Source organism: Streptomyces sp. NPDC059740, from assembly GCF_042733155.1.
In the GTDB taxonomy this organism is placed as follows: Bacteria; Actinomycetota; Actinomycetes; order Streptomycetales; family Streptomycetaceae; genus Streptomyces.
The window spans coordinates 206,519-228,497 of sequence record NZ_JBHWGP010000009.1 but is presented as its reverse complement, the minus strand read 5'-3'; the positions used below and the strand labels follow the sequence as shown (position 1 = coordinate 228,497).

Annotated in this window: 17 protein-coding genes and 1 riboswitch; of the genes, 8 read left to right on the top strand and 9 right to left on the bottom strand. The window is 76.3% G+C overall.

Annotation, left to right across the window (positions count from 1 at the left end):
* Positions 1-4: 4 nt before the first annotated feature.
* Together thiS and thiO are read right to left on the bottom strand one after the other, a co-directional pair.
* Positions 5-220, bottom strand: a complete 216-nt coding sequence (thiS, locus tag ACFV3R_RS14465; RefSeq protein WP_385581078.1) for a sulfur carrier protein ThiS — start codon at positions 218-220, stop codon at positions 5-7.
* A complete protein-coding gene (gene thiO / locus ACFV3R_RS14460) occupies positions 217-1,500 on the bottom strand; it encodes a glycine oxidase ThiO (RefSeq protein WP_385581143.1) in 1,284 nt (427 codons plus the stop codon). The genes thiS and thiO overlap by 4 nt, the downstream gene beginning before the upstream one ends.
* A 9-nt stretch (positions 1,501-1,509) precedes the next feature.
* Positions 1,510-1,624, bottom strand: a riboswitch (TPP riboswitch).
* Positions 1,625-1,858: 234 nt separating this feature from the next.
* Here thiO and ACFV3R_RS14455 point away from each other — a divergent pair.
* The 5 genes from ACFV3R_RS14455 to ACFV3R_RS14435 all read left to right on the top strand — a co-directional run bounded on the left by ACFV3R_RS14455 (position 1,859) and on the right by ACFV3R_RS14435 (position 6,974).
* Entirely contained in the window at positions 1,859-3,028 is a 1,170-nt protein-coding gene (locus ACFV3R_RS14455) for an NAD(P)/FAD-dependent oxidoreductase (RefSeq protein WP_385581140.1), read from the top strand.
* Positions 3,029-3,162: 134 nt separating this feature from the next.
* The gene (locus tag ACFV3R_RS14450; RefSeq protein WP_385581075.1) at positions 3,163-3,528 is read left to right on the top strand and encodes an Rv2175c family DNA-binding protein; all 366 of its coding nucleotides are present in this window, start codon (positions 3,163-3,165) and stop codon (positions 3,526-3,528) included.
* Positions 3,529-3,671: 143 nt separating this feature from the next.
* Positions 3,672-4,343 carry a thiamine phosphate synthase gene (gene thiE, locus ACFV3R_RS14445; protein ID WP_385581072.1) on the top strand — a complete coding sequence of 224 codons (672 nt, stop codon included), beginning with the start codon at positions 3,672-3,674 and terminating at the stop codon, positions 4,341-4,343.
* A gap of 216 nt (positions 4,344-4,559) precedes the next feature.
* Complete coding sequence (gene metF, locus ACFV3R_RS14440; RefSeq protein WP_385581069.1) at positions 4,560-5,480, top strand: methylenetetrahydrofolate reductase [NAD(P)H]; 921 nt, start codon at positions 4,560-4,562, stop codon at positions 5,478-5,480.
* 45 nt (positions 5,481-5,525) lie between these two features.
* Entirely contained in the window at positions 5,526-6,974 is a 1,449-nt protein-coding gene (locus ACFV3R_RS14435) for a hypothetical protein (RefSeq protein WP_385581066.1), read from the top strand.
* Positions 6,975-7,019: 45 nt separating this feature from the next.
* Here the strand turns inward: ACFV3R_RS14435 and ACFV3R_RS14430 are convergent, their stop codons facing one another.
* From ACFV3R_RS14430 to ACFV3R_RS14415, 4 genes are all read right to left on the bottom strand, one after another.
* Complete coding sequence (locus ACFV3R_RS14430) at positions 7,020-8,522, bottom strand: phytoene desaturase family protein (protein WP_385581063.1); 1,503 nt, start codon at positions 8,520-8,522, stop codon at positions 7,020-7,022.
* A 596-nt stretch (positions 8,523-9,118) separates the two neighbouring features.
* Entirely contained in the window at positions 9,119-9,733 is a 615-nt protein-coding gene (locus ACFV3R_RS14425; protein ID WP_385581060.1) for a TetR/AcrR family transcriptional regulator, read from the bottom strand.
* A 62-nt stretch (positions 9,734-9,795) separates the two neighbouring features.
* Positions 9,796-12,054, bottom strand: coding sequence for a YhgE/Pip family protein (locus ACFV3R_RS14420; protein ID WP_385581057.1), 2,259 nt, complete (start codon positions 12,052-12,054; stop codon positions 9,796-9,798).
* Entirely contained in the window at positions 12,026-13,096 is a 1,071-nt protein-coding gene (locus tag ACFV3R_RS14415) for an ATP-binding cassette domain-containing protein (protein ID WP_385581054.1), read from the bottom strand. The genes ACFV3R_RS14420 and ACFV3R_RS14415 overlap by 29 nt, the downstream gene beginning before the upstream one ends.
* Before the next feature lie 580 nt (positions 13,097-13,676).
* Here ACFV3R_RS14415 and ACFV3R_RS14410 point away from each other — a divergent pair.
* The 3 genes from ACFV3R_RS14410 (at position 13,677) to ACFV3R_RS14400 (ending at position 16,100) form a co-directional block, all read left to right on the top strand.
* Positions 13,677-14,174: an SAV_6107 family HEPN domain-containing protein gene (locus ACFV3R_RS14410; protein WP_385581051.1), complete on the top strand. Its 498-nt coding sequence runs from the start codon at positions 13,677-13,679 to the stop codon at positions 14,172-14,174.
* A gap of 291 nt (positions 14,175-14,465) precedes the next feature.
* Entirely contained in the window at positions 14,466-15,221 is a 756-nt protein-coding gene (locus ACFV3R_RS14405; protein ID WP_385581048.1) for a methyltransferase, read from the top strand.
* A gap of 468 nt (positions 15,222-15,689) precedes the next feature.
* Entirely contained in the window at positions 15,690-16,100 is a 411-nt protein-coding gene (locus ACFV3R_RS14400; protein ID WP_385581137.1) for a DUF3040 domain-containing protein, read from the top strand.
* A gap of 494 nt (positions 16,101-16,594) precedes the next feature.
* On the opposite strand, the gene ACFV3R_RS14395 is transcribed toward ACFV3R_RS14400, so the two are convergent.
* The 3 genes from ACFV3R_RS14395 to ACFV3R_RS14385 all read right to left on the bottom strand — a co-directional run bounded on the left by ACFV3R_RS14395 (position 16,595) and on the right by ACFV3R_RS14385 (position 21,649).
* On the bottom strand, positions 16,595-18,979 hold the full coding sequence (locus ACFV3R_RS14395) for a DUF3488 and DUF4129 domain-containing transglutaminase family protein (protein ID WP_385581045.1): 2,385 nt from the start codon (positions 18,977-18,979) through the stop codon (positions 16,595-16,597).
* A 190-nt stretch (positions 18,980-19,169) separates the two neighbouring features.
* Positions 19,170-20,639, bottom strand: a complete 1,470-nt coding sequence (locus ACFV3R_RS14390; protein ID WP_385581042.1) for a DUF58 domain-containing protein — start codon at positions 20,637-20,639, stop codon at positions 19,170-19,172.
* Complete coding sequence (locus ACFV3R_RS14385) at positions 20,636-21,649, bottom strand: AAA family ATPase (protein WP_385581039.1); 1,014 nt, start codon at positions 21,647-21,649, stop codon at positions 20,636-20,638. The genes ACFV3R_RS14390 and ACFV3R_RS14385 overlap by 4 nt, the downstream gene beginning before the upstream one ends.
* Positions 21,650-21,979 lie beyond the last annotated feature (330 nt).

Below are 21,979 nucleotides of genomic sequence, written 5' to 3'. Positions count from 1 at the left end.
CGGATCAGCCTCCCTGGACTGCGGTGAGGACCTCGACGCGGTCGCCGTCGCCGAGCGTGGTCGCGGGCCACTGGCCGCGCGGTACCACCGTCTCGTTGACGGCGGCGGCCACCCCGGACGGGGCGCTGGTCAGCGTCGCCACGAGGCGGTCGAGGGTGAGGCCCTCGGCGACCTCCCGGCGCTGACCGTTGACGTGGACGGTACGGGTGGGGGTGGTCATGGACGCGGCTCCTTGGACACGTGGCCGGCGCCGGGGCCGGTGCGCCCGGGCTCTGTGGTGCCGGCGGCGGCGAACCGGGCCGGCGTGAACGGGCGGGCCTGCTCCGGCAGCTCGCCGGTGGTCAGGGCGTGCGCCATCACCTCGCCGGTCACGGGGGTCAGCAGCACGCCGTTGCGGTGGTGGCCGGTGGCCAGCTGGAGGCCGGGCACGGCGGTGGGGCCCAGCAGCGGCGCGTTGTCGGGCGAGGTGGGCCGCAGTCCGGCGCGGACCTCCACCAGCGGCAGCTCGGTGACGCCCGGCACCAGCTCGTGCGCGTCCCGCAGCAGCTCGTAGACGCCGCCGGCGGTCACCGTGGTGTCCCAGCCGGTCTCCTCGGAGGTGGCACCGAGGACCAGCTCGCCGTTCTCCCGCGGCACCAGGTAGACGGGGCCGCCGCGGACCACGGCCCGCACGGTGCGCGAGAGCAGCGGCCCGGACCCGGCAGGCCCCGGCGGCATGCGCAACCGGACCACCTGCCCCTTGACCGGCCGCACCGGCACCCGCGCCGCCTCCGGCACCCCGGCGAGCGTCCCCGAGCGGCTGCCGGCGGCCAGCACCACCTGCCCGCCGGACAGGTCCCGGCCGTCCGCCAGCTCCACGCCCACCGCCCGGCCGCCGGCGGTGCGCAGGGCCCGCGCCGGCAGCCGGTGGAAGACCACCCCGGCAGCCTCGCAGGCGCTCAGCAGGGCCGCGACGAGCCGCCGGGGGTCGATCTGGTGGTCGGCGTCGACCCGCACCCCGCCACGCACCCCGGGGGCCAGCATCGGCTCCAGCCGCCGGCACTCCCGCCCGGTCAGCCACGTCGACGCCAGCCCGCACCGCTCCTGAAGGGCGTGCAGCTCCCGCAGGTGCGCCCGGTCGTCGGCGTCGAAGGCCACGGCGAGCGTGCCGCTGCTGCGGTACCCGAGGCCGGCGCCGGTGACGCGCTCCAGCTCGGCGACGAAGCCCGGGTAGCGGGCGGCCGAGGCCAGGTTCAGGGCCAGCAGCGTCTCCTCGCCGTAGTGCAGCTCGGTGACGGCCGCGAGCATCCCCGCCGCCACCCGCGCCGCCCCACCGCCCGGATCCGGGTCGACGACCGCCACGCGGAGTCCGCGCTGCGCCGTGCGCCACGCCGTGACCAGGCCCATCAGCCCGCCACCGACCACCAGGACGTCGGCGGAGCGCGCCCCGGACGAGGGCGCCCGCTCGGGCACGGGGTCTGCGGACGGTTCGACGGCGCCGCCGGACGTGGCCGTCGCCATGCTGGATGGCACGCGCACGGTGCCCCTCCCTTCGCCGGCATGACCCGGATCAGGTTCGGACGGTCGGAGGCCGCCGCAGCCTCCCTCTCAGCCCGGTCGCGTCCGGGCTCCCGCGAGTCTTTTCGGGTGCCAGCCTAGTACGGTCGCCGCCGCCCCCCGAAAGCGCCGCCGCCGCCCCCGCGACGGGGCCGCCCGGGGCAGCCGGCCGCGTCCTAGAGTGACCCGGGTGAGCAGCGACGAGCCCGGCCCGCAGGCCGACCCCGCACAGGCCCCCGTGTCCCCGCCCCCCGCGCCCGGCCGGGCCGTCCCCGCGGGCCCGCCCCGCACCGAGGGACGGGTCGTGATCGTCGGTGCGGGCATGGCCGGGGTGCAGACCGCCGTCTCGCTGCGCGAGGAGGGCTGGCGGGGACCGGTCACCCTGCTCGGGGCCGAACCGCACCAGCCCTACGACCGGCCGCCGCTGTCCAAGGCGGTCCTGCTGGGCACCGCCCCCGACTCGGCCCTCGACGTCGACTTCGCCGGGCTCGGCGTCGAGCTGGTGCTGGGCCGCTCCGCGCTCGCCCTCGACGCCGCGGCCCGCGTGGTGGAGACCGAGGCCGGCCCGGTGCCCTACGACCACCTGGTGCTGGCGGTGGGCGCCGAACCGCTGCCGCTGCCCGGCGCCGAGGAGGCCGAGGTCCACCTGCTGCGCACCCTGGACGACGCCGCACGGCTGCGCCCGGTGCTCGCCGCCCGCCGGTCGGTGGTCGTGGTCGGCGCCGGCTGGATCGGCGCGGAGTTCGCCACCGCCGCCCGCGAGGCCGGCTGCGAGGTCACCGTCGTGGAGGCCGCCGAGCGCCCCCTGGCCGGCGCGCTGCCCGCCGAGACGACCGAGCCGATGACGCGCTGGTACGCCGACGCCGGGGTGCGGCTGCTCACCGGCCGCCGGGTCACCCGGGTCACCCGGGACGCGGTCCACCTGGCGGACGGCGAGGAGGTGCCCGCCGACGCGGTGGTGGTGGGGGTCGGGGCCCGGCCCGCCACCGGCTGGCTGGCCGGGTCCGGTGTCGAGCTGGCCGCCGACCGGTCCGTCCGCGCCGACGCCCACCTGCGCACCTCCGTGCCCGGGGTCTACGCGGTGGGCGACTGCGCCTCCTTCCCCTCGGCCCGCTACGGCCGGCGGCTGCTGGTCCACCACTGGGACAACGCCCTCCAGGGCCCGCGCACCGTCGCGGCCACCCTCACCCAGGGGGCCGCGGCGACACCGGCGTACGACCCGGTGCCCTACTTCTGGTCCGAGCAGTTCGGCCGGTTCGTGCAGTACGCGGGCGACCACCGGGACACCGGGGAGGTGGTGTGGCGCGGCGACCGGGCCGAAGCCGCCTGGACGGTGCTCTGGCTGCGCGAGGACGTGCCCGTCGCCCTGCTCGCCGTGGGGCGCCCCCGCGACCTGACCCAGGGGCGGCGGCTGATCGAGCGGGGCACCCGACTGGACCCGCTGCGGGCCGCGGACCCCGCCGTCCCGCTGAAGACGGCCGTGGCCGGGTAGCTCCGCGCCCGCCCTGGTGGGAGGGGCCCTGCCGCCGGCGGGGCCGCCCCTTCCGGTGGCCGCGCGACGCCGTCGGAGCGAGGCCGGGGATGTCCCGGTGACGGCTGTCCGTGTGAGGTGGCAGGCTGGTAGGCGTGACCGAGATTGACACGAAGATCGACGGGCTCGTACCCGCCTGGCTCACCCTGCCCGACATCGCCGAACTCCTGGACGTGGAGGTGACGCGCGTCCGGCAGCTGGTCAAGGAGGGACAGCTGGTGGCCGTGCGCCGCGGTGAGAACCGCGCCCTGCACGTACCGGCCGAGTTCATCAAGGACGGCCGGGTCGTCAAGGGCCTGGCCGGCACCCTGACCCTGCTGCGGGACGACGGCTTCACCGACGAGGAGATGCTGGAGTGGCTGTTCACCGCCGATGACACCCTGCCGGGCACCCCGGCACAGGCGCTGCGCGAGAATCGCGGCACGGAGGTCAAGCGCAGGGCGCAGGCGCTCGCCGTCTGACCTCCGCCACGCCGCACGGGCCTCCTGCCCCCGGCCCGGCCCCCCTCAGGGGCTCCGGGCCGCCCGGGCGGGGGACCCCACCGCCTTCCGGGGCGTGCCCGTCACCCGACGGGCACGCCCCGCCTTCGTCCGAGGAACGCCTGATGAGCAGCACAGCCCCCGTCACGTCCGCCGCGCGCCGCGCCGCGCTCTCCGACGCCCGCCTGTACCTGTGCACGGACGCCCGCACCCGCCAGGGGGACCTGCCGGAGTTCCTGGACACGGTGCTCGCCGCCGGCGTCGACATCGTCCAGCTCCGGGACAAGCACCTGGAGGCGGGCCCGGAGCTCGCGGCGCTGGAGGTCTTCGCCGACGCCTGCCGCCGCCACGGCAGGCTCCTGGCCGTCAACGACCGCGCCGACGTCGCGCACGCCGCCGGCCCCGACGTCCTCCACCTCGGCCAGGACGACCTGCCGGTGGCGGCCGCCCGCGCGATCCTCGGCGAGGACGTCCTGATCGGCCGCTCCACCCACGCGCCGGAGGAGGCCGCGGCGGCGGCCGTGCAGAGCGGCGTGGACTACTTCTGCACCGGCCCGTGCTGGCCGACCCCCACCAAGCCCGGGCGGCACGCCCCCGGGCTGGACCTGGTGCGCTACGCGGCCTCGCTGGAGACCGGGCGGCCCTGGTTCGCCATCGGCGGAATCGACCTGGACAACCTGGAAGAGGCGCTGGCCGCGGGGGCCCGCCGGGTGGTCGTGGTCCGCGCCATCACCGAGGCGGAGGACCCCGGCGCCGCCGCCGCAGCCTTCGCCCGCCGGCTGCGCCCGGCTGGATAGGGACCGGCCGGGAGGCGGCGGAGCGGCGCCCGGGGAGCGCCCGCCGGCGCCGCCGCTCCGGACGGACCGGGCCGTCCGGGACCCGGCGCCCGCACGGCCCCGGCTGAGCGGCCGGGGTGTCCACCGCTGTCCGAAACGTGGACAGGGAAGCGGCAAAAGGGGGCGAAAGGTACTGCTCCGGTTGGGGGAGGGGCACCGGCTGACTAACCTGCTCGTATGGCCCTTGGGACAGCTTCCGGCAGAACGCAGCAGGCACCGACGGTGCGTGACATGCTCGCGTCCGGTGCCACCACCTACTCCTTCGAGTTCTGGGCGCCGAAGACCCCCACGGGGGAGCGCAACCTCTGGAACGCCCTGCGCCGCATCGAGGCCGTCGCCCCCAGCTTCGTCTCCGTGACCTACGGCGCCGGCGGGACGACCCGGACCGGAACCGTCCGTGCCACCGAGCAGATCGTCGCCGACACCACCCTGACGCCGGTCGCCCACCTGACCGCCGTCAACCACTCCGTGGCCGAACTGCGCAACGTCGTCGGGCAGTACGCGGCGGCCGGCATCCGCAACGTCCTGGCCGTGCGCGGCGACCCGCCCGGCGACCCCATGGGCGAGTGGGTGCCCCACCCCCAGGGCGTCACCTACGCCGCCGAACTGGTCCGGCTCATCAAGGAGGCCGGCGACTTCTGCGTCGGCGTCGCCGCCTTCCCCGAGCGCCACCCCCGCTCGGTCGACTGGGACAGCGACGTGCGCAACTTCGTCGACAAGTGCCGGGCCGGCGCGGACTACGCCATCACCCAGATGTTCTTCGAACCCGCGTCCTACCTGACGCTGCGCGACCGGGTCCAGGCGGCGGGCTGCGAGACCCCCATCATCCCCGAGGTCATGCCCGTCACCAGCGTCAAGCAGTTGGAACGGCTGCCGAAGCTGAGCGACGCGGTCATCCCGCCCGGGCTCGTGGAACGTATCCTCGCCGTCAAGGACGACCCCGTGGCGGTACGCTCCGTGGGCATCGAGTTCGCAACGGAGTTCTGTGCGAGGCTGCTCGCCGAGGGCGTGCCGGGACTGCACTTCATCACCCTGAACAACTCCACGGCGACGCTGGAAATCTACGAGAACCTGGGCCTGCACCGACATCGGGCCTGATCGGCCGTATCCGAAGGGGCCGCGGCCATAGGAGGAGGGGTCTCCATGGGCTGGACGGTCCTCTACGTCGCCTTCGGCGTGGTGGCGCTCTGGCTGCTCGGCGAGGTGCTGCTGCAGCACAAGGCGCGGCTGCGCTGGCGCCTGCTGGCCTTCGTGGGCTTCCTCGGCGTGGTCGTCGGGGTCGCGCTCCCCTCGATCCTGGTGATCGCCCTCGGTGCGGTGGCCTTCGCAGTGGGGCAGACCCTGGTGACGCTCTCCTTCCGGCAGGGTTTCACCACCGGCTGGGCACTGCCCCACCCCCTCCAGGGCCGCCGCGGCGGCAGCGGCGGACGGCGCCGCGGCGCGGGGGGCGCCCCGCCGCTCCACGTCAGCGACGTGGAACCGGTCCCCGAGGGCACCGAAGGCTCCGCGCCCCCGGACCAGGCCCCGTCCGGCGGGGCGGAGGGCCACGGCAGCCCCTTCGCGCCCCCGGACCAGGCCCCGTCCGGCGGGGCGGAGGGCCACGGCAGCCCCTTCGACGGCGGCTACGACGCCCCCCACGACCCCTACGCTCCCTACACCGGCTCCGACGAGGGCCCCTACGCGGACCAGGGCGCCACCCACCACGGGCACTGGGAGGACCCCGCCCGCGAACTGCTCCAGGACGAGGACGTCTTCCGGGCGCGGGAGCACATAGCCGGCGGGGAACCGTGGCAGGCCACGCCCGGCCACGCCCCCCAGCCGCTGCCCGAGGAGACGGGCGGATACGGCTACGCTCCCGCCGCCTTCGCGGCGGGCCCCGGCGACACCGGTTACGAGACCGCCTGGGAGGGCGGATACGCCTACCCCGACGGGTACGCACCCCCCGGCGGTCAGGCCCCCGGCCACCCGGGCGGCGCCGGCTACGACACCCCGTACGGCTACGGCACCGGCCAGGACGGCCACGGCGGGTACGACGGCGGACAGCAGGGCGACTACGGCGGGTACGACACCGGCCAGGGCGGCTACGGCGGGCCGGGCGGATACGACAGCGGCTACGACGGCTACCCGGCGGCGCCCGGGACCCAGGGCCAGGGCTACGACGACCTCGCGCCCTACGGCGGCGAGCAGCGCCACGAGGCCCCCGACGCCTACCCCGGCTACCCGCAGGACGCCTACTCCTACGACGCCCGGGGCGGGGATCCGTCCGCGGCGCCCCACCCCTACCAGGACCCGTCACAGCCCTACCAGGACTCCTACCAGGGCGGCGGCTGGCAGGGCGGTGGCGAGGGCAGCTACCAGCCCTACCAGCAGTCCCCCTTCGACCCGCCCGCCCCGGGGTACGGGCAGTCTCCCTTCGACCCTCCGGCCCCGGGGTACGGGCAGGGGCCGGACGGTGCGTGGCTGCCCCCGCAGCGGGACGAGGGGCAGGACCCGTCCGCGCAGACGGCACACCAGGAGTACCCGGGCTACGGCGGCAGCCCCGAGGACCCCTACGGCCGCCACCCCGACGACCGGCAGACCTACCCTTACTGACAGCCCGTCAGCCGGGACCCGCTGAGCACCCGGTGCGGGCCGGGGTCACTGAGAGCCGCGCCAGTCCTCGCCGTTGACCACCAGGCCCGCCACCAGGGCCCCCGACATGCCCGCGTGCGCGGGGCCGCCGCCGGGGTGCGAGCGTCCGCCGACCAGGTAGAGGCCCGGCACCCGGGTCCGGTTCGCCGGCAGCAGGTACCGTCCACCGGCCCCCGCGAGCGCCGGTCGCTGCTGCGGGCCGTGCCCGGCGGGGGTGCGCGCCTCCCACCACAGCAGCCGCTCCGGGAGGCCCGGCACCGCGGCGGCGGCCACCGAGAGCACCTCGGCCACCGCCTCGGCCACCCGCTCGGGCCGCTCCCACCCGGCCTGCTCGCCGGCCGCGGCGGCCACGCCCAGCGTCACCGCCTCGTGCTCCTCGTCGGGACGCGTCGCCGGATCGTCCGGCCGCAGCACCGTCACCGTGAGCCCGCCGGGACGCGGCGTACGGCCCGCGGTGAACAGGGCCTCCCGCTCGGCGGCCGGGTCCGCGGCGTGCACCACGGTGCGGTGGGCGGTGCCCTCGGGGCGGCGGCCGGAGAGGGCCGCGAACACGGTGAGGCGGCCGGCCGCCGGGACGTCGGCGACCGGGCCGCGGTCGGCGGGGGCCCACAGGCGGTCGGCGCCACCGGCCCAGGAGGCCACCCGAGCCGGGTCCACGCCCGCCACCACGACCTCGGCCCCGGCCTCCCGGCCGTCGGCCAGCTCCACCCCGGCGACCGCGCCGTCCTTCAGGAGCAGGCCCGTCACCTCCGTGTCGAAGGCGAACTCGACCCCGCGCTCCCGGCACCGTCCGTACACCGCCGCGGCCAGCGCCCGCATGCCGCCCTGCGGGTACCAGAGCCCGAACGACTCCTCCAGGTACGGCAGGACGGTGGCGGCGGCCGGGGCGTCCCGCGGGTCCAGCCCCCAGGCCAGCGCGTGACTCTCCAGCAGCGCCACCAGGCGCGGGTCCCGCAGTTCCCGGCGGGCCACCTCGGCCAGCGTCCTCGCGCGCCGGGAGCGGCCCAGCAGGGAGCGGCTGCGCGAGGCGGGGTAGGGGTCGCGCCCCCACGCCGTCCAGTCCTGACGCAGCGGTTCCTCCAGCAGCGGCCGGCGGGTGGCGTCCCAGGTGGTGCGCGCCCGGACCAGCAGTTCGCTCCAGCGTTCCCCCGCCCCCTCGCCGAGTGCGGCGTCCAGCGCGGCGACGACCCCGGCCCGGGAGGCGTTCGGCAGCCGGACGTGGGTGCCGTCGGCGAAGACGTGGTGCGCGGCCGGGTCGACGGGCGAGAGCCGGACCCGCTTCTCCAGCGCCTCGCGCCCGGTCTTGACGAAGAAGTCCCGCCACACCGCGGGCAGGTGCAGCAGCCCCGGACCGGTGTCGAAGGCGAAACCGTCCCGGGTGAAGCTCCCCAGGACACCGCCGTGGGTGGCGCCGCGCTCGTACACCGCCACCCGGTGGCCCGCGACGGCCAGCCGGGCGGCAGCAGCCATGGCGCCCATCCCGGCGCCGATCACCGCAATCCGTGCCATGACGGCGACCCTACCGGGGCACCGGGGGAGCGGTGACGGGCGGCCGTCGGCGGAGCCGGCCACCGGCCCGCAGCCGCCACCGCGTCCCCGCGGAAGTACCTGCTCGGGGCCTCTGGTGAGGAGCGCTCACCCGCTGAGTACAGGTACCTAGGCACCGGGATGAGTAGGTGGGCGGATGGGCACGACGCCACCGGCAGGAGAGAGTGGGGTCACCGAGCAGGACAGGGGCCCGGCACCGCCGACACGGGGCGGCGGAACGGACCTGTAGTCACGCGAGGTGACGGGGGAGCCCCCGGGGGCACGGGGGGCTCACGGGGGAGAGCCCACGGGGACACGGGGGCTCACGGGGGAGCGCCGCCCTGGTCGGATCGGAGGGGGAACGATCCGTGCCAGGGCGGTGCGCGCTGCCCGGCGGCAGTGGCAAGCCGCCGGCCCCACCGTCCGGTCCCGGCTGGACGGACTGCGGGAGGCGGCAGGAACTGCCCTGACCCGAGCCGTTCGGCACCGGAGCCCACGGCCCGGTCCGTACCCGAGCAGTTCAGCCCGGAGCCGCGGCCCGATCCGCTCGGGGCCCGCGGAGCCCGGCCAGCCCCGGGTCAGGCCGGGTGACCGCTCACCCGGCCCTGGAGCAGCCGGGAGAGCGCGCCGTGGACGTCGTCCAGGGAGCGGTCCGGCTGGTAGGACCGCCAGTCCAGCGCGGCCACCAGCACCATGCCGAACAGCGCCGAAGCCGTCAGCGGCACGTCCAGCTCCTCGCTGAGCTCGCCCTCGGCCACCGCGGACCGCAGCACCTCCTCGACCACCGCGACAGCCCGTTGCCGCACCATCATCAGGGTCGACTGCCAGGTCCGGTTGGTCCGCCACAGCTCCGCGACGTAGAGCTGGGTCAGCGCCGGGTAGCGGGAGATGAAGACCAGTCCGGCCCGGATCATCGCGTCCAGCGCGTCCACCCGGCTCCCGCCCTCGGCCGCCGTCCGGGCCGCCGCCTCCTCCAGCGACTGCGCCAGCAGCTCGATCCCGTGCTGGAGCAACTCCTCGAACAGGACGTTCTTGCTGGCGAAGTTGTAGTAGACGGTGCCCTTGGCCACACCCGCCCGGTCGGCGATCTCGTCCACGGTCGTGGCGGAGAACCCCTGTTCGGCGATGAGGGTGACGGCTGCGTCGAAGAGCCGGTGCCGGGTGGCCTGACGACGGGTGTGCGCGCTTTCCATGGGGGTGATTGTGCCGCCCCCGGCTGTGCCGGGTCCGCGCACACCCGTCGCGGGGCCGGCGCTCACAGGGTCAGCTCCGGCCGCAGGTCCTTCATCCGGTACACCTGACGGCTGCGGGCGGAGAGCGCGGTCAGCGCCAGCGCCGCCACGGTGAACGCCGCCAGCACCACCGAGCCCTGCCACACCGGTGCCAGGCCGCCGCCGGTGATCAACCGCCGCAGCGCCTCGACCACGTAGCTCATCGGCAGGAACGGGTGGAGCGCCGCGAAGAACCCCGGTGAGGTCTGCACCGGGTAGGTGCCGCCGGCCGACGTGAGCTGGAGCATCAGCAGGGCGAGCACCAGGATGCGCCCGGCGGGCCCGAACCGCGCGTTGAGCCACTGCACGATCGCCGCGAAGCAGGCCGTCACGAGCCCCAGGAAACCCAGGGTCCCCGCGGTCCGTGCCATGTCGAGCCCGACGGCCCAGTGCAGCACCGACATCAGCGCGGCGACCTGCGCCACTCCGATGCCCACCACCGGCAGCCAGCCGGCCAGCGCGGTCCGCCAGGCCCCCGCGCCCACCGCCAGCGCCCGCCGGTTGAGCGGTTGCAGCAGCATGTAGGCCACCATCGCACCCACCCACAGCGAGAGCGGGATGAAGTAGGGCGCGAAGCCGGTGCCGTAGTTGGGTGCCCGGTGGGCGTCGTGGGAGGCGAGCTGCACGGGGTCGGACATCACCGCGGTCCGCGCGTCACGGCTCTTCTTGTCGTAGTCGGGGATGCGGGCCGCACCGTCGTGCAGGCCGTCGGCGAGCCGGCCCGAGCCGTCCGACAGCTTGTAGAGGCCGCCGTCCAGGCTGTGGGCGCCGGAGCTCAGTTTCGCCAGCCCGTCGTCGAGGCGGCCGGCCCCCTGCTCGGCGGTGCCGGCGCCCTGGTGCAGCGTGTCCGCGCCGTCCGCCAGCTTGTCGCCGCCGTCCGCCACCCGCTGGGCGCCGTCGGCGAGCTTCCCGGCCCCCGCGCCCAGCGAGTGGGCGCCGGTGGCCACCTTGTGCGCGCCGGAGTTGAGGGCGTCGATCTGGTGCACGGCACCGTCCAGGTCGTCGCCGAGGTGCGGGCCGCTCCGGGCGAGCCGGGCCGCCAGGTCGTGCACCTGGCCCAGGTCGTGGCGCAACTTGTCCAGGTCGCCCAGGTCCCGGGTGCGGGCCTCGACGGTGTGGGAGGTCCGCGCGGCGTCCGTGGCCTGGGAGCGCAGCCGGGCCAGCTCCGCGCAGGTCGCGGCGTCGGTGCCGTCCTTCGGGGCCGGGGAGCAGCGGTCGCTGTAGAGGTCGGTGAGGCCCTCGGAGACACCCTTGGCCTGGTGGTCGCCCTGCCGGGCCGCGGCCAGCAACTGGTCGAGGTGGTCGGACACGGTCTGCGAGCCGTCGGCCACCAGCTGCGCGGCCTGCCCGATCTCGGTGCCGTGGGCGTGCAGGAAGGGGCTCAGCCCGTCGGTGAGGCCGTCCACGGTGTCGGCCAGCCGCTGGGTGCCCCCGGCGACCTGGTCGGCCCCGGAGGCCAGGTGGTCCGAGCCCTTGTGCAGGGTGTCCGCTCCGGAGGAGACGTCGCCCGCGCCCTTGGCCAGGGTCCGCGCGCTGCCCGCCAGCTTGGCGGTGCCCTCGTCGAGCTTCCGGAGCCCGTCGGCCAGGGAGCGGCTGCCGTCCCGGGCCGAGTCCAGGCCGTCGCTCAGCTTCCCGGCACCCTTGCGCGCGCTGTCGGCGCCGTCCTTGACGGAGTCGGCGCCCTTGGCGGCCTTCGCGGTGCTGTCGTGGAGGGTGGAGAAGGAGACGTAGATGTCGTCGAGGAAGGTCCGGGACGCCTTCTGCGAGGCGGCCGAGCGGATCTCGGAGAACACCGTGCGCGAGATCTGCCCCACGATGTAGTTGTCGGCGTCGTTGGTGCGCACCTTCAGCGCACCGGTCTCGGGGTGCTCCCCGGCGCTGCTGGCCACCCGGTGGCTGAAGTCGCGGGGGATGGACAGCGAGAGGTAGTAGGTGCCGTCCTCCACGCCCTTCTCCGCCTGTGCCGCGGAGACGGGGTGCCAGTCGAAGCTGTCGCTGTGCCGCAGCCCGCTGACGATGTCGTCGCCGGCGTGGAGGTGGTGGCCGCCCGCAGTGGCACCGGCGTCCTCGTTGACCAGCGCCACGGGTATGCGGTCCAGGCGGCCGTAGGGGTCCCAGAACGACCACAGGTAGAGGGCGCCGTAGAGCAGCGGCAGCAGCAGGAGGGCTACCAGCGCGGCGATCGGCAGCTTGCCCCTGGTGAACCGTCGCAGCTCAAGACCGGCCAGTTTCGGGGTCCGCATCGACCGTCTCCTTCCGGGGGGTGCGGGGCAGGGGCAGACGGCGCCGGGCCTCACGCCGGCGACCGCGGTGGGCAGGGGGTGGCGCGGTCTCCGGTGACGCGGCCTCAGAGCCGGAGCCGGTCGCGGCGGAAACCCCCCGGAGCCCCGTCAGGACCGGGATCTCCGGGCGGCCGTGGGCTGCGGCGGTACCGGGACTGAGCCGGCCCTCCGGCCTCTCCCGGCCCTCGGGCGCGGGCAGCTCCCCGCAGACGGCGAGGACCGTGGTGCCGGCGTCCGCGACGGAACGCAACAGGTCCCAGGCCGCCTGCCGTTCGTCCTCGGCGAGCTTGAGGTCGACGTCGTCCACCGCCAGCAACCGGGGCTGCTCGACCAACGCCAGGGCCACGGAGAGCCGGAGCGTCTGCAACCGGGTCAGGTCGCGGACGCGGGTGTCGCCACCTCGGGGCAGTTCCGCCAGGCGCAGCCCGGAGCGGTGCAGTGCCTCGCGCGCCGCCTCGCGCACCCCCTCCCGCCGCCTTCGACGGCCGGCGGGGGTGAGGGCGAGCGGCCCGAAACGGCGGCTGAGCAGCTCCCGTTCGCGCAGGTGCTCCGCCACGGAGAGGGCCGGTTCCAGGTCGAGGACGCCCGGCACCTGGGCGAGGGCCGCCATGCGGCGCACCGCGGACATGCGGCGCGGCAGCGGCAGGCCGGCAACCGAGGCCGTACCCCGGGTGGGCCGCATCCGGCCGGTGAGGGCCAGCAGCAGGCAGGTGCGTCCGGATCCCGAAGGGCCGTGGAGGAGGACCAGTGACCCCGGCGGCGCACTCAGGTCCACGTCCTCGAAGACCGGCCCACGCGGCCCCGCCATGCCCAGACCCCTGGCTTCCAGGGCCGCGCCGACCGGCTCCGGCGCGCCCTGCCGGGGCCGGTCGGCGGGTGCGGGAAGGGCGGTGGCGCGGTCGGCGGGGGCCTCGGCAGGGGCGTCCGGAAGAGCCTCGGTGCCGGGGGTGGAATCGGTGGCGGGGTGCGGCAGGGGTGCGGGCGAGGGGGGCCTGTCCGGCACGGCGTCTCCCGGGGACGGTCGGAGGGCAACGACAGGAAAGTTGAGCCAACTGGTCAGTAACTGTACTGACTGGTCAGTCTAACAAGCTCGGGCGGGGGTGGGCCGCGCCCGGGCCGTGACCGCCCCGGCCCGGCCGTTCTCGGCGCGTCCGTCGGCGGCGTGACCGTGCACGCCGCGACGCGCGAGGCCTGTCCCGGGCCGGGGTGTGAAGGTGCGGTGTCCGGCGGCACCTGCCGGAGGGCGCCGACTCGGGTGGCGGCCCGGCCTGCGCCCCTTCGGCTCACGGCTCCTGCGTCCACCTCCGCCCCCGGTGCGTCTGCCCCGGGGGCGGAGGTGTGCACCTGCGGCCGGGTGGCGCCGGGGTCGGGTGAGGTCGTGGTCGGGCGAAGGCGGTGGACGGCGTCGAGGCGTGTCGGGGCCGCGGGCCTGACGGGGACGCAGGGAGTCGCTGCGACCGGTGAGTTGGGTGGGCGATATCCGGGCGAGGGTGGGAAGGAGCAGGTCAGAGGCGACTGTCAGTGCCGTGTCGCACGATGTCGGGCAGAAGAGGCAAAGCGGCAACGACCAAGGAGGTTCCGTCATGGCAACGCAACCGGTCAGGCCCCGCAGGCCCGGCCCCCTCGTCGACAGCTCGCCGGAGGACGTCCACCCCGTCCTGCGGGGTGCCGGCGCCCCGCCTGCCGCCCTCGACCTCCTCGCCCGGGCGCACACGGCCCTGGACGAGGCGGCCGCGACCGAGGCGCCCAACGAGCGGTACGCCGCCGCCCACCTTGCCGCGCTGCGGTCGGCCGCCGCGGTACTGGCCGTGCGCGGCCGCCCCGAGGCGACACCCCGGGGACGCCGGCGCATCCGCAGCGCCTGGGAGGTGCTGCCCGAGGTCGCCCCGGAACTCGACGAGTGGGCCGCGCTGTTCGAGGCGGGGGCGGAGCGACGGGCCCGTGCCGAAGCCGGGGTGCCCGGTGCCGCCGGCCGCCGTGAGGCCGACGACCTGGTGCGGGACGCCGAGACCTTCGTCCGCGTCGTGGAGCGCCTCCTGTCCCTCCGCCCGGCCCTCCCGCCGCCCCGCCGGGTCGGCTGACGGGCAAGGGGGCGGGCGGCGGGCGCGCCCGGCCCGGTGGGCGGGAACGACGGGTCTGGTCCGGGCGACCGGACGGGGAGGGGAGAAGGGGCGCGGTGGGTGACGGACGACCGACGCGGCGCCCGGCCGCCCGGGCGGTCGACGCGGCGCGCGACGGGCGCAGGCGGGGAGCGGTCGTCGCGGAGTGTGGCGGCTCCGTGACACCTGGGGCAGCGGGCCCGCTACCAGGTCCGGTGACGCAATAGGGTGGTGGCGCCAGCCCGTAGCACCGCCCGTCGAGGAGCCACCGCAGTGTCTGACCCGCAGCGCCCCCGCGCCTCCCTCCGTACCGCCGTGGTCTGGGAGGTCCTCAAGGACGCCCTCGAGCGGCGGTCGGCGGCCTCGGGACGGGACGCCCTGGACGTGCTCGACACCGGGGGCGGCACGGGCAACTTCGCGGTGCCCGCCGCCGGCCTCGGCCACCGCGTCACCGTCGTCGACCCCAGCCCCGACGCCCTCTTCGGCCTGGAGCGCCGCGCCGCCGAGGCCGGTGTCGCCGACAACGTGCGGTCCGTCCAGGGCGACACCGACGGCCTCTTCGACGTCGTGGAGCGAGGCGGCTACGACGTCGTTCTCTGCCACGGCGTCCTGGAGTACGTGGACGACCCGGCCAAGAGCGTGCGCAACGCCGTCGACGCCCTGCGCCCCGGAGGGACGCTGAGCCTGCTCGCCGCGGGCCTCGGCGGCGCGGTGCTCGCCCGGGCGCTGGCGGGCCACTTCACCGAGGCGCGCCAGGCGCTGACCGGGCCGGACGGCAGCTGGGGCGAGGGCGACCCGGTGCCCCGGCGGTTCGACGCGCAGCAGCTCTCCGCGCTCGTCAGCGACACCGGCATGACGGTGACCGGCGTCCACGGCGTCCGGGTCTTCGCCGACCTGGTGCCGGGTGTGCTGGTCGACACCGAGCCCGGCGCGGTCGAGGCGCTGCTGAAGCTGGAGACGGCCGCGGCCGAGCTGCCCGCCTTCCACTCCATCGCCACCCAGGTGCACGTCCTCGCCGAGCGGGGCTGAACCCCCGAGCGGGGTGAGCCCCCGCACCAGGCGGTCCGTGGCGTGCGGCGGTGTCCGGCTTCGCGCGGTTCCCGCGGCGGCCCGCGCCGTGGGGCGGCCGGCCCGGCGCAGGCCGTCCCGTCCGGTGCCCGGGCCCGCCCCGGGAGCCCTCGCCCGTCCGTGCAGGCGGGAGAGGCTGCCGGGCAGCCTCGGGGCCGGGCGGACCCGAGCCGGAGCTGCGGTGGGAACGGACGGTGAGCCGGTGGACACGAATCACCCGAACGGCTCTTACGCGCCGTATGATCGGGGATACACCGTTCGGCATGACGAGCGGGCGGCCGGGGAATGGAGCAGTCATCACCTCCGGTCGTCGCGGCGGTTCGGAGGGTGAACTGGCTTGGAGGGGCGGGTTTCACAGGGGGGATTCCCTGCCTATCCTGAAAGCGTCGCATGACGGTCGTCCCCGCGACCGATGAGGAGGAGGACTCCGTGCCGCTCTCGGAGCACGAGCAGCGCATGCTCGAGCAGATGGAGCGAGCGTTGTACGCCGAAGATCCCAAATTCGCGACAACGCTTGAGGGAAGCGGGCTGCGTTCGTACACCCGGCGACGGGTCTACCAGGCGGTCGCCGGCTTCCTCGTGGGTATTGCCCTCCTCATGGCCGGGATGGTCGCCCAGGTGATCTGGCTGGGCGTCGTCGGCTTCCTGGTGATGCTCGGCTGCGCGGTGCTGGCCGTCACGAGCTGGCGCAGGGCGCCGAAGCCCGGTGAACAGCCCAGGCCGGGGCGCGAGGGGCGGGGCCGTGGTCCGGCAGCCCGGCGGGACGAGCGGCAGCGCCGCACGATGATGAACCGCATCGAGGACCGCTGGCAACGCCGACGCGATGAACAAGGGCACTGACGCACGGCACTGACGCACGTAGCGGAGGCCCTGCAAAAACCCCCTGAGGTCTTCGGGCTCCGCGTCATCCAGGCCGCACACCGTGGGACGACGGGCGGTGCCGGACCGAAACGGTCCGGCACCGCCCGTCGTCCGTACTGGTCCGGTGCCGTCACCCGTACGCGTCCGGCGGCGCCGCCGGCTCTCACGGCTTGCTGACGGTGCACGTTCCCGGCGGACGGGAACGGATGCCGGGCCACACTTCCCGGCGGGCGGCTCAGGCCGCCCCACCTCGGCTGCTTCCCGCAGCAGCCCCGGAGCAGCCCACTCGGAGCCAGAGCGGCACGGCGGGCGGCCCGGCGCAGCAGGGCGCACCGACCCGGTGCAGCGCATCCGCCCGGCGGGCAAGCACCGCCCAGCGGGACGCCCTGCTGAGCCCATCCGTCCAGCATGACGCCGGCCCAGCAGGACGGGCTGCCGGCTCAGGAGACCTGCCTGCCGAAAGCCACCCCGGCTCAGGTGGAGGCCCCGTCGCGGTCCCGTCGCAGTGCGGGCATCCCGCGGCGAGCAGCCCGGAGGCGTTCGACCGCCGCCCACCACAGCCGCCGGTGGGAAGCCGGCAGGAAGATCGCCCGCAGCCGCCGGCCGCCGGAGACGGACGCCTCCAGCGCGGCCCGTGCCTCGGCGAGGTCCGCGAGGGAGAGCGGGGCGGTGGACGGGTCGGCGGCGTACAGGGCACGCTCCGCCGCCCGGGACACCCGCCGGACCGCCTCAGCCGCGGGTGCCGGCAGCCGGGCCTCCGCCACGATCCGCTCGGCGGTCCGCCGCGGGGTGAGCGACCGCTGCGGGGGGATGCCGAGGTCCCATGCCGTGTCGACCAGTTCCCGCCACAGGACCACGGCCCCTTCGCCCGGTGTGGCCGCGGCGCGGCGCCTGTGGCGCCGCACCAGTCCCCTGACCAGCAGCGGCAGGCAGGCCGTCAGCGCAGCGACGAGGGCGGCGAGGGGCCACAGGAGCACCCCGGCGCCCCGGTCACCGCCGGCCCGGGACGGGGCCGCCGCCTCGGGGGCGGAGGTGCCGCAGGAGGCCCCGCCCGCCGTGCAGGCGGGGGAGGGCCGCGCCGGCGCCGCCGGGGCACCGCTCGCCTTCGGCGCGGTGGACGGCTCCTGCCCGCCCCCGGCCGCCGGCGCGTCGGGCACCGTGTAGTCCGGCGGGCTGCCCCGGCTCGGGGTGGGCTCAAAACGCATCCACCCAGCCCCCTGGAAGTACAGCTCCGGCCAGGCATGCGCGTCGTTCACCCCCACCGACATCGAGCCGTCGGACTGGGGCGTGCCGGGTGTGAAGCCCACCGCGACCCGCGCGGGTATCCCCAGTGACCTGGCCATCGTGGCCATCGAGAAGGCGAAGTGGACGCAGAACCCCCGCTTGTCCCGGAGGAACCGGGCTATGGCGTCCACACCGGTGCCCGTCCGCACGTGCGTGTCGTAGGTGAAGCCACCCTCGTAGGCGAACCAGTCCTGGAGCGCCACGGCCCGTGCGTAGTCCGTGCCGGCGCCACGCGTCACCCGGAGCGCGGTCGCCCGTACGGTCGCGGGCAGCCCGCCGGGCAGCCGGGTGTACTCCTTGCGGAGCTCCGCCGGGGGTGCGGGGGCGGCGGCCAGGCGCGCCGCGGACGGCCGCACCGCCAGGCTGACCACGGTGTACTGCGCCCCCCGGGTGGTCTGCCCGCGGTCCCCGACGATCGTCCTGCCGACCGGCTCGAACCGCCAGCGCCCGGCGATGTCCACCTGCGAGGCCGGGTAGGGCATCGGCAGCCAGTTCTGCGCGTACCAGTCGGCGGCCGTCACGGTGGTGCGCACCTCGCCGGCCTGCACGTCCGGGTCGAGCCCCGGCGGCGCCGGCAGCGGAGCGGGGACGTCGGTCACCGGACGTGAGGACGGCCGCCAGGTCGCCCCGTCGAACTGGTCCAGGGCCACGATCCGCAGGTAGGCGCCGCCGGGGTCCGAGGCCGAGGTGCTGTAGCGCAGCACCTCCCGGTCCTCCGACTGGTTCAGGCTGTCCTGGAGCGACACCAGGGGGTTGACCGCGGAGATCGTCGCCCCGCCCCCGCCGGAACCGACCGCCCCACCTGTCAGCAGCCCGCCGTCCAGCGCCGGCAGCGCCGCGGGCACCAGCAGCGCCAGGCTGAGAGTCGCCGCGCCGATCCACGGGCCGGTCCGCCCCGGCGCCCTGCCGGCCCCGCCGCGCACGAGGCCACCGCGGACGGGTCCGCTGCCCCGCGGCCCCAGCACCCGGTCCCCGGGGGCGCCGCCGAAGACCCGGCCCCAGCGGGCGAGTCGGTCCCTCCCCTCGGCCACCAGGAGCAGGAGGTAGCCGACCGCCGCGAGCAGGAACCACAACCAGCCCAGGTCACCCCAGGTCAGGCCGGTGCCCACCGAGTACAGCGCCAGCAGCGGCAGTCCCGCGGCTGCCGCCGCGCGGTACGTCACCGCCATCGCGTCGACCATCAGGCCGACCAGTACCACCCCTCCCACCAGCAGCAACCTGATGCCCGGTGTCACGGGCGCGGGCGTGGTGTAGCGACCGACGTCCTCCAGGCCGTGCTGGAGGAGCCGGCCGAGCTCCTGGAAGACCGCCGGGCCCGCGAGGAACCCCCAGAGCGTCTGCGCGTGGGCGAAGAGCGCCGCCAGCAGGTGGACGCCGAGCAGGGCCTGCACCACCGGCGTCACCGGTCGCGGCAGCGGGGCACGGCGCGTCAGCGCGCCCGCGCCCGCCACGGCCACCAGCAGCGCCACGGCCTGCACCAGCCAGCCGGCGGACTCGGCCAACGGCACCAGCGTGGCAGCCGCACACAGCGTGGCCGCAGCCGCGCACCACATGACCCGGTTCTGACCGCTCACCCCGCCCCCACCGTCCCCTCAGACCCGCGGAGCACCCCACCGGCGTACTGCGCCCCACCCGGCCCGTGCCCCCACCGCACACCGACCGGGCCGCCGCCCCGGCCACCCCGGCCGCCTCCCCGCCCCGGCCTCGGGCTCCTGCCGCCGCACACTCCGCGAACAGCGTCTCCGGGGCGGCCGCCACCGGCTCTCACGACGCGCGCTCCGACCCACCGGCCGGGGGCACGGGCCCGCCCGGCGCTCCCGCGCCGCCCACCCGCAGTGCCTCGGACGCGGCGTCCGCCCCCGCGTCCGGACCGGGGACCTCCCCGCCCGCCGCGCCGGGAAGAGGGCCGGGACCGGTGGCTCCGGCCACCGCCACGGCCCGCCAGGCCTCGGCCGGTGTGTCCCCGGCCCGGACCCGTACCGCCCGCCAGCCGTTCTCCTGCAGCGTGCGCAGCCGCCGGTCCACCTCGGTGCCGGCCGGTCCGCCGGGCGTGCCCGTGCCTCCCGCCCCCGTCTCGGCAGCCCAGCTCTCCTCGTCGAGGAGGAAGGCGACGGCGTCGGCGGCGCGCCCCCGCATGCGGGCGACCACAGCCACCTGCTCCTCGTCGAGTTCCCCGAGGAACGCCACCAGGAGGCCCCCGCCACCGGCCAGTGCCTCGTGGGCGCGCTCCAGGCCCCGGTTCTCCGAACGCCCGACCAGCGCCAGCGCGTCCAGGAGACGACCGGCGGCCTCCGCGGGCGGACGGCCGCCCGCCCCGCCGGAGGCGTCCGCGCCGGAGTCGGTCACCAGCTGGACGGCGAAGCCCCGCTCCAGCAGGTGGACCGCCGCCGAGGCCGCGCCGGAGACGGCCCACTCGAAGGCCGAGTCGGCGCCCGAGGTGAGGAACGCCGCCGCCCGGGTGTCCAGCAGCACCGTGCCCCGCGTGGTCCGCGGCGACTCCTCCCGGCGCACCATCAGCTCCCCGTGCCTGGCGGTCGAGCGCCAGTGCACCCGCCGCAGGTCGTCCCCCCTGCGGTAGCCGCGCGGGATGACGTCGTCCTCGCCGCTGAGCGCCGACTGCCGCCCCACACCGTCGCCCCGGCCCGTGACCGCGCCCGACAGCGGCAGCGCGGGCAGGGGAACCACCCGGGGCACGACCGTGAGGGTGTCCACCGGGCCCAGCGGACGTGTCAGTTCACACATGCCGAACGGGTCCGCCAGGCGCAGTTGCAGGGGGCCCAGCGCGTAACGGCCGCGGACCTCGGCACGCACCCGGTAGGCCACCTCCCGGCGCCCGCCCGCCTCGACCCTGGGAAGGACGAAGCGGGGGCGGGGGCCGAGAGCGTAGGGGACCTGGTCCTGCACCATGAGGAGACCGGTGGGAACCCGGGCCTCGTTGGCCACCCACACCCTCACCCGCGCCTCGGTGGCCGCGGCGACCCGCGCCGGTTCCAGTAAGCGCCCGCCGGCCACCGAGTGCCGCTGCCACCGCAGCACCACCGCGCACACCAGCGGCAGCACCGCCAGCAGCAGGCCCACCTTCAGCAGGTCCGACTGGCCCAGCAGGTAGGCGCAGGCCGCGCAGGCCACGCCCGCCGCCACGAACGACCTGCCGCGGGTCGTCAACCCGCCGGAGACCTCGGGGTCCGCACCGGCCGACCCGCCGGGCCCCGACCCGCCCCGGCCGCCCCTCACGCGCTCCGCCCCCCGGCGGCCTGCGGCCCGACCCGCCGCCCGGGTGAGGGGTCGGGCACTGCCAGCCGCTGGACGATCTCGGCCACGATCCGGTCCGCGCTGCGGTGGTTCAACTGGGCCTGCGCGGTGGGCAGCAGGCGGTGCGCGAGCACGGGTACCGCCAGTGCCTGCACGTCGTCGGGTATGACGTAGTCGCGCCCGGCGAGCGCGGCGGAGGCCCTGGCCGCCCGCAGCAGGTGCAGGGTGGCGCGGGGCGAGGCGCCCAGACGCAGCTCCGGATGGCGGCGGGTGGCGTCGACCAGCTCGACCGCGTAGCGGTACAGCGCCTCCTCGACGTGCACCTCACGCACCGCCTCGATCAGCTTCAGGAGGTCGTCGGTGTGCGCCACCGGCCGCAGCCGCTCCAGCGGCGAGTGGGCGCCGTGGGTCCGCAGCATGCGCAGTTCGGCCTCCGGCGCCGGATAACCGATGGCCACCCGCGCCATGAAGCGGTCCCGCTGCGCCTCGGGGAGCGGGTAGGTGCCCTCCATCTCCACCGGGTTCTGGGTGGCGACCACCATGAACGGCCGCGGCAGCTCGTAGGTGCGGCCGTCGACCGTCACCTGCCCCTCCTCCATGGACTCCAGGAGGGCGGACTGGGTCTTGGGCGAGGCGCGGTTGATCTCGTCGCCGATGACGACCTGGGCGAAGACGGCACCGGGCCGGAACTCGAAGTCGCGGCGCTGCTGGTCGAAGACGCTGACACCGGTGATGTCGGAGGGCAGCAGGTCGGGGGTGAACTGCACCCGGGCGACCGAACAGTCCACGGCCCGGGCGAGCGCCTTGGCCAGCATCGTCTTGCCCACCCCGGGGACGTCCTCGACCAGCAGGTGGCCCTCGGCGAGCAGCACGGTCAGCGCCAGCCGCACCACCTCGGGTTTCCCCTCGATGACCTCCTCCACCGCACGGGCGACGGCCTCGGCCGTGGTGCTCAGATGCTCCAGGCTCGTGCGTTCCCCATAGGTGGTCACCCTGCCCTCCCTCAGCCCCGCACTCCGGCGGATCTCCCCTGATGCCGGACGCCGCCCCTGCGACACCGCCCGCCCGCACGGCACCGGCCGGGCTCCGGACGGCACCACCTGCATTCTCACCGGCCGGGCCACTCCCCGTCAGGGCCTGTGGACAACTGCCGGAACCTCCCCCGGGCGGCTGCCGGGCACCCCGCCGCCGCTCCCGGGGCACGCCCGGGCACGCACCCGGACGTGGGGGGGGGGCGCGGGGGGGCGGCTCCGCCGCCACACCCTGGGCGTGGGACTGTTGCCGAGCAAGCTACCCGGCTCCAGCGGCAGGCGTAGGGTGGC

Bases quoted from the DNA above. Each gene is read 5' to 3' on its own strand.
- thiS (WP_385581078.1), bottom strand. From the start codon at position 220: ATGACCACCCCCACCCGTACCGTCCACGTCAACGGTCAGCGCCGGGAG.
- thiO (WP_385581143.1), bottom strand. From the start codon at position 1,500: ATGGCGACGGCCACGTCCGGCGGCGCCGTCGAACCGTCCGCAGACCCC.
- ACFV3R_RS14455 (WP_385581140.1), top strand. From the start codon at position 1,859: ATGGCCGGGGTGCAGACCGCCGTCTCGCTGCGCGAGGAGGGCTGGCGG.
- thiE (WP_385581072.1), top strand. From the start codon at position 3,672: ATGAGCAGCACAGCCCCCGTCACGTCCGCCGCGCGCCGCGCCGCGCTC.
- metF (WP_385581069.1), top strand. From the start codon at position 4,560: ATGGCCCTTGGGACAGCTTCCGGCAGAACGCAGCAGGCACCGACGGTG.
- ACFV3R_RS14435 (WP_385581066.1), top strand. From the start codon at position 5,526: ATGGGCTGGACGGTCCTCTACGTCGCCTTCGGCGTGGTGGCGCTCTGG.
- ACFV3R_RS14430 (WP_385581063.1), bottom strand. From the start codon at position 8,522: ATGGCACGGATTGCGGTGATCGGCGCCGGGATGGGCGCCATGGCTGCT.
- ACFV3R_RS14425 (WP_385581060.1), bottom strand. From the start codon at position 9,733: ATGGAAAGCGCGCACACCCGTCGTCAGGCCACCCGGCACCGGCTCTTC.
- ACFV3R_RS14420 (WP_385581057.1), bottom strand. From the start codon at position 12,054: ATGCGGACCCCGAAACTGGCCGGTCTTGAGCTGCGACGGTTCACCAGG.
- ACFV3R_RS14410 (WP_385581051.1), top strand. From the start codon at position 13,677: ATGGCAACGCAACCGGTCAGGCCCCGCAGGCCCGGCCCCCTCGTCGAC.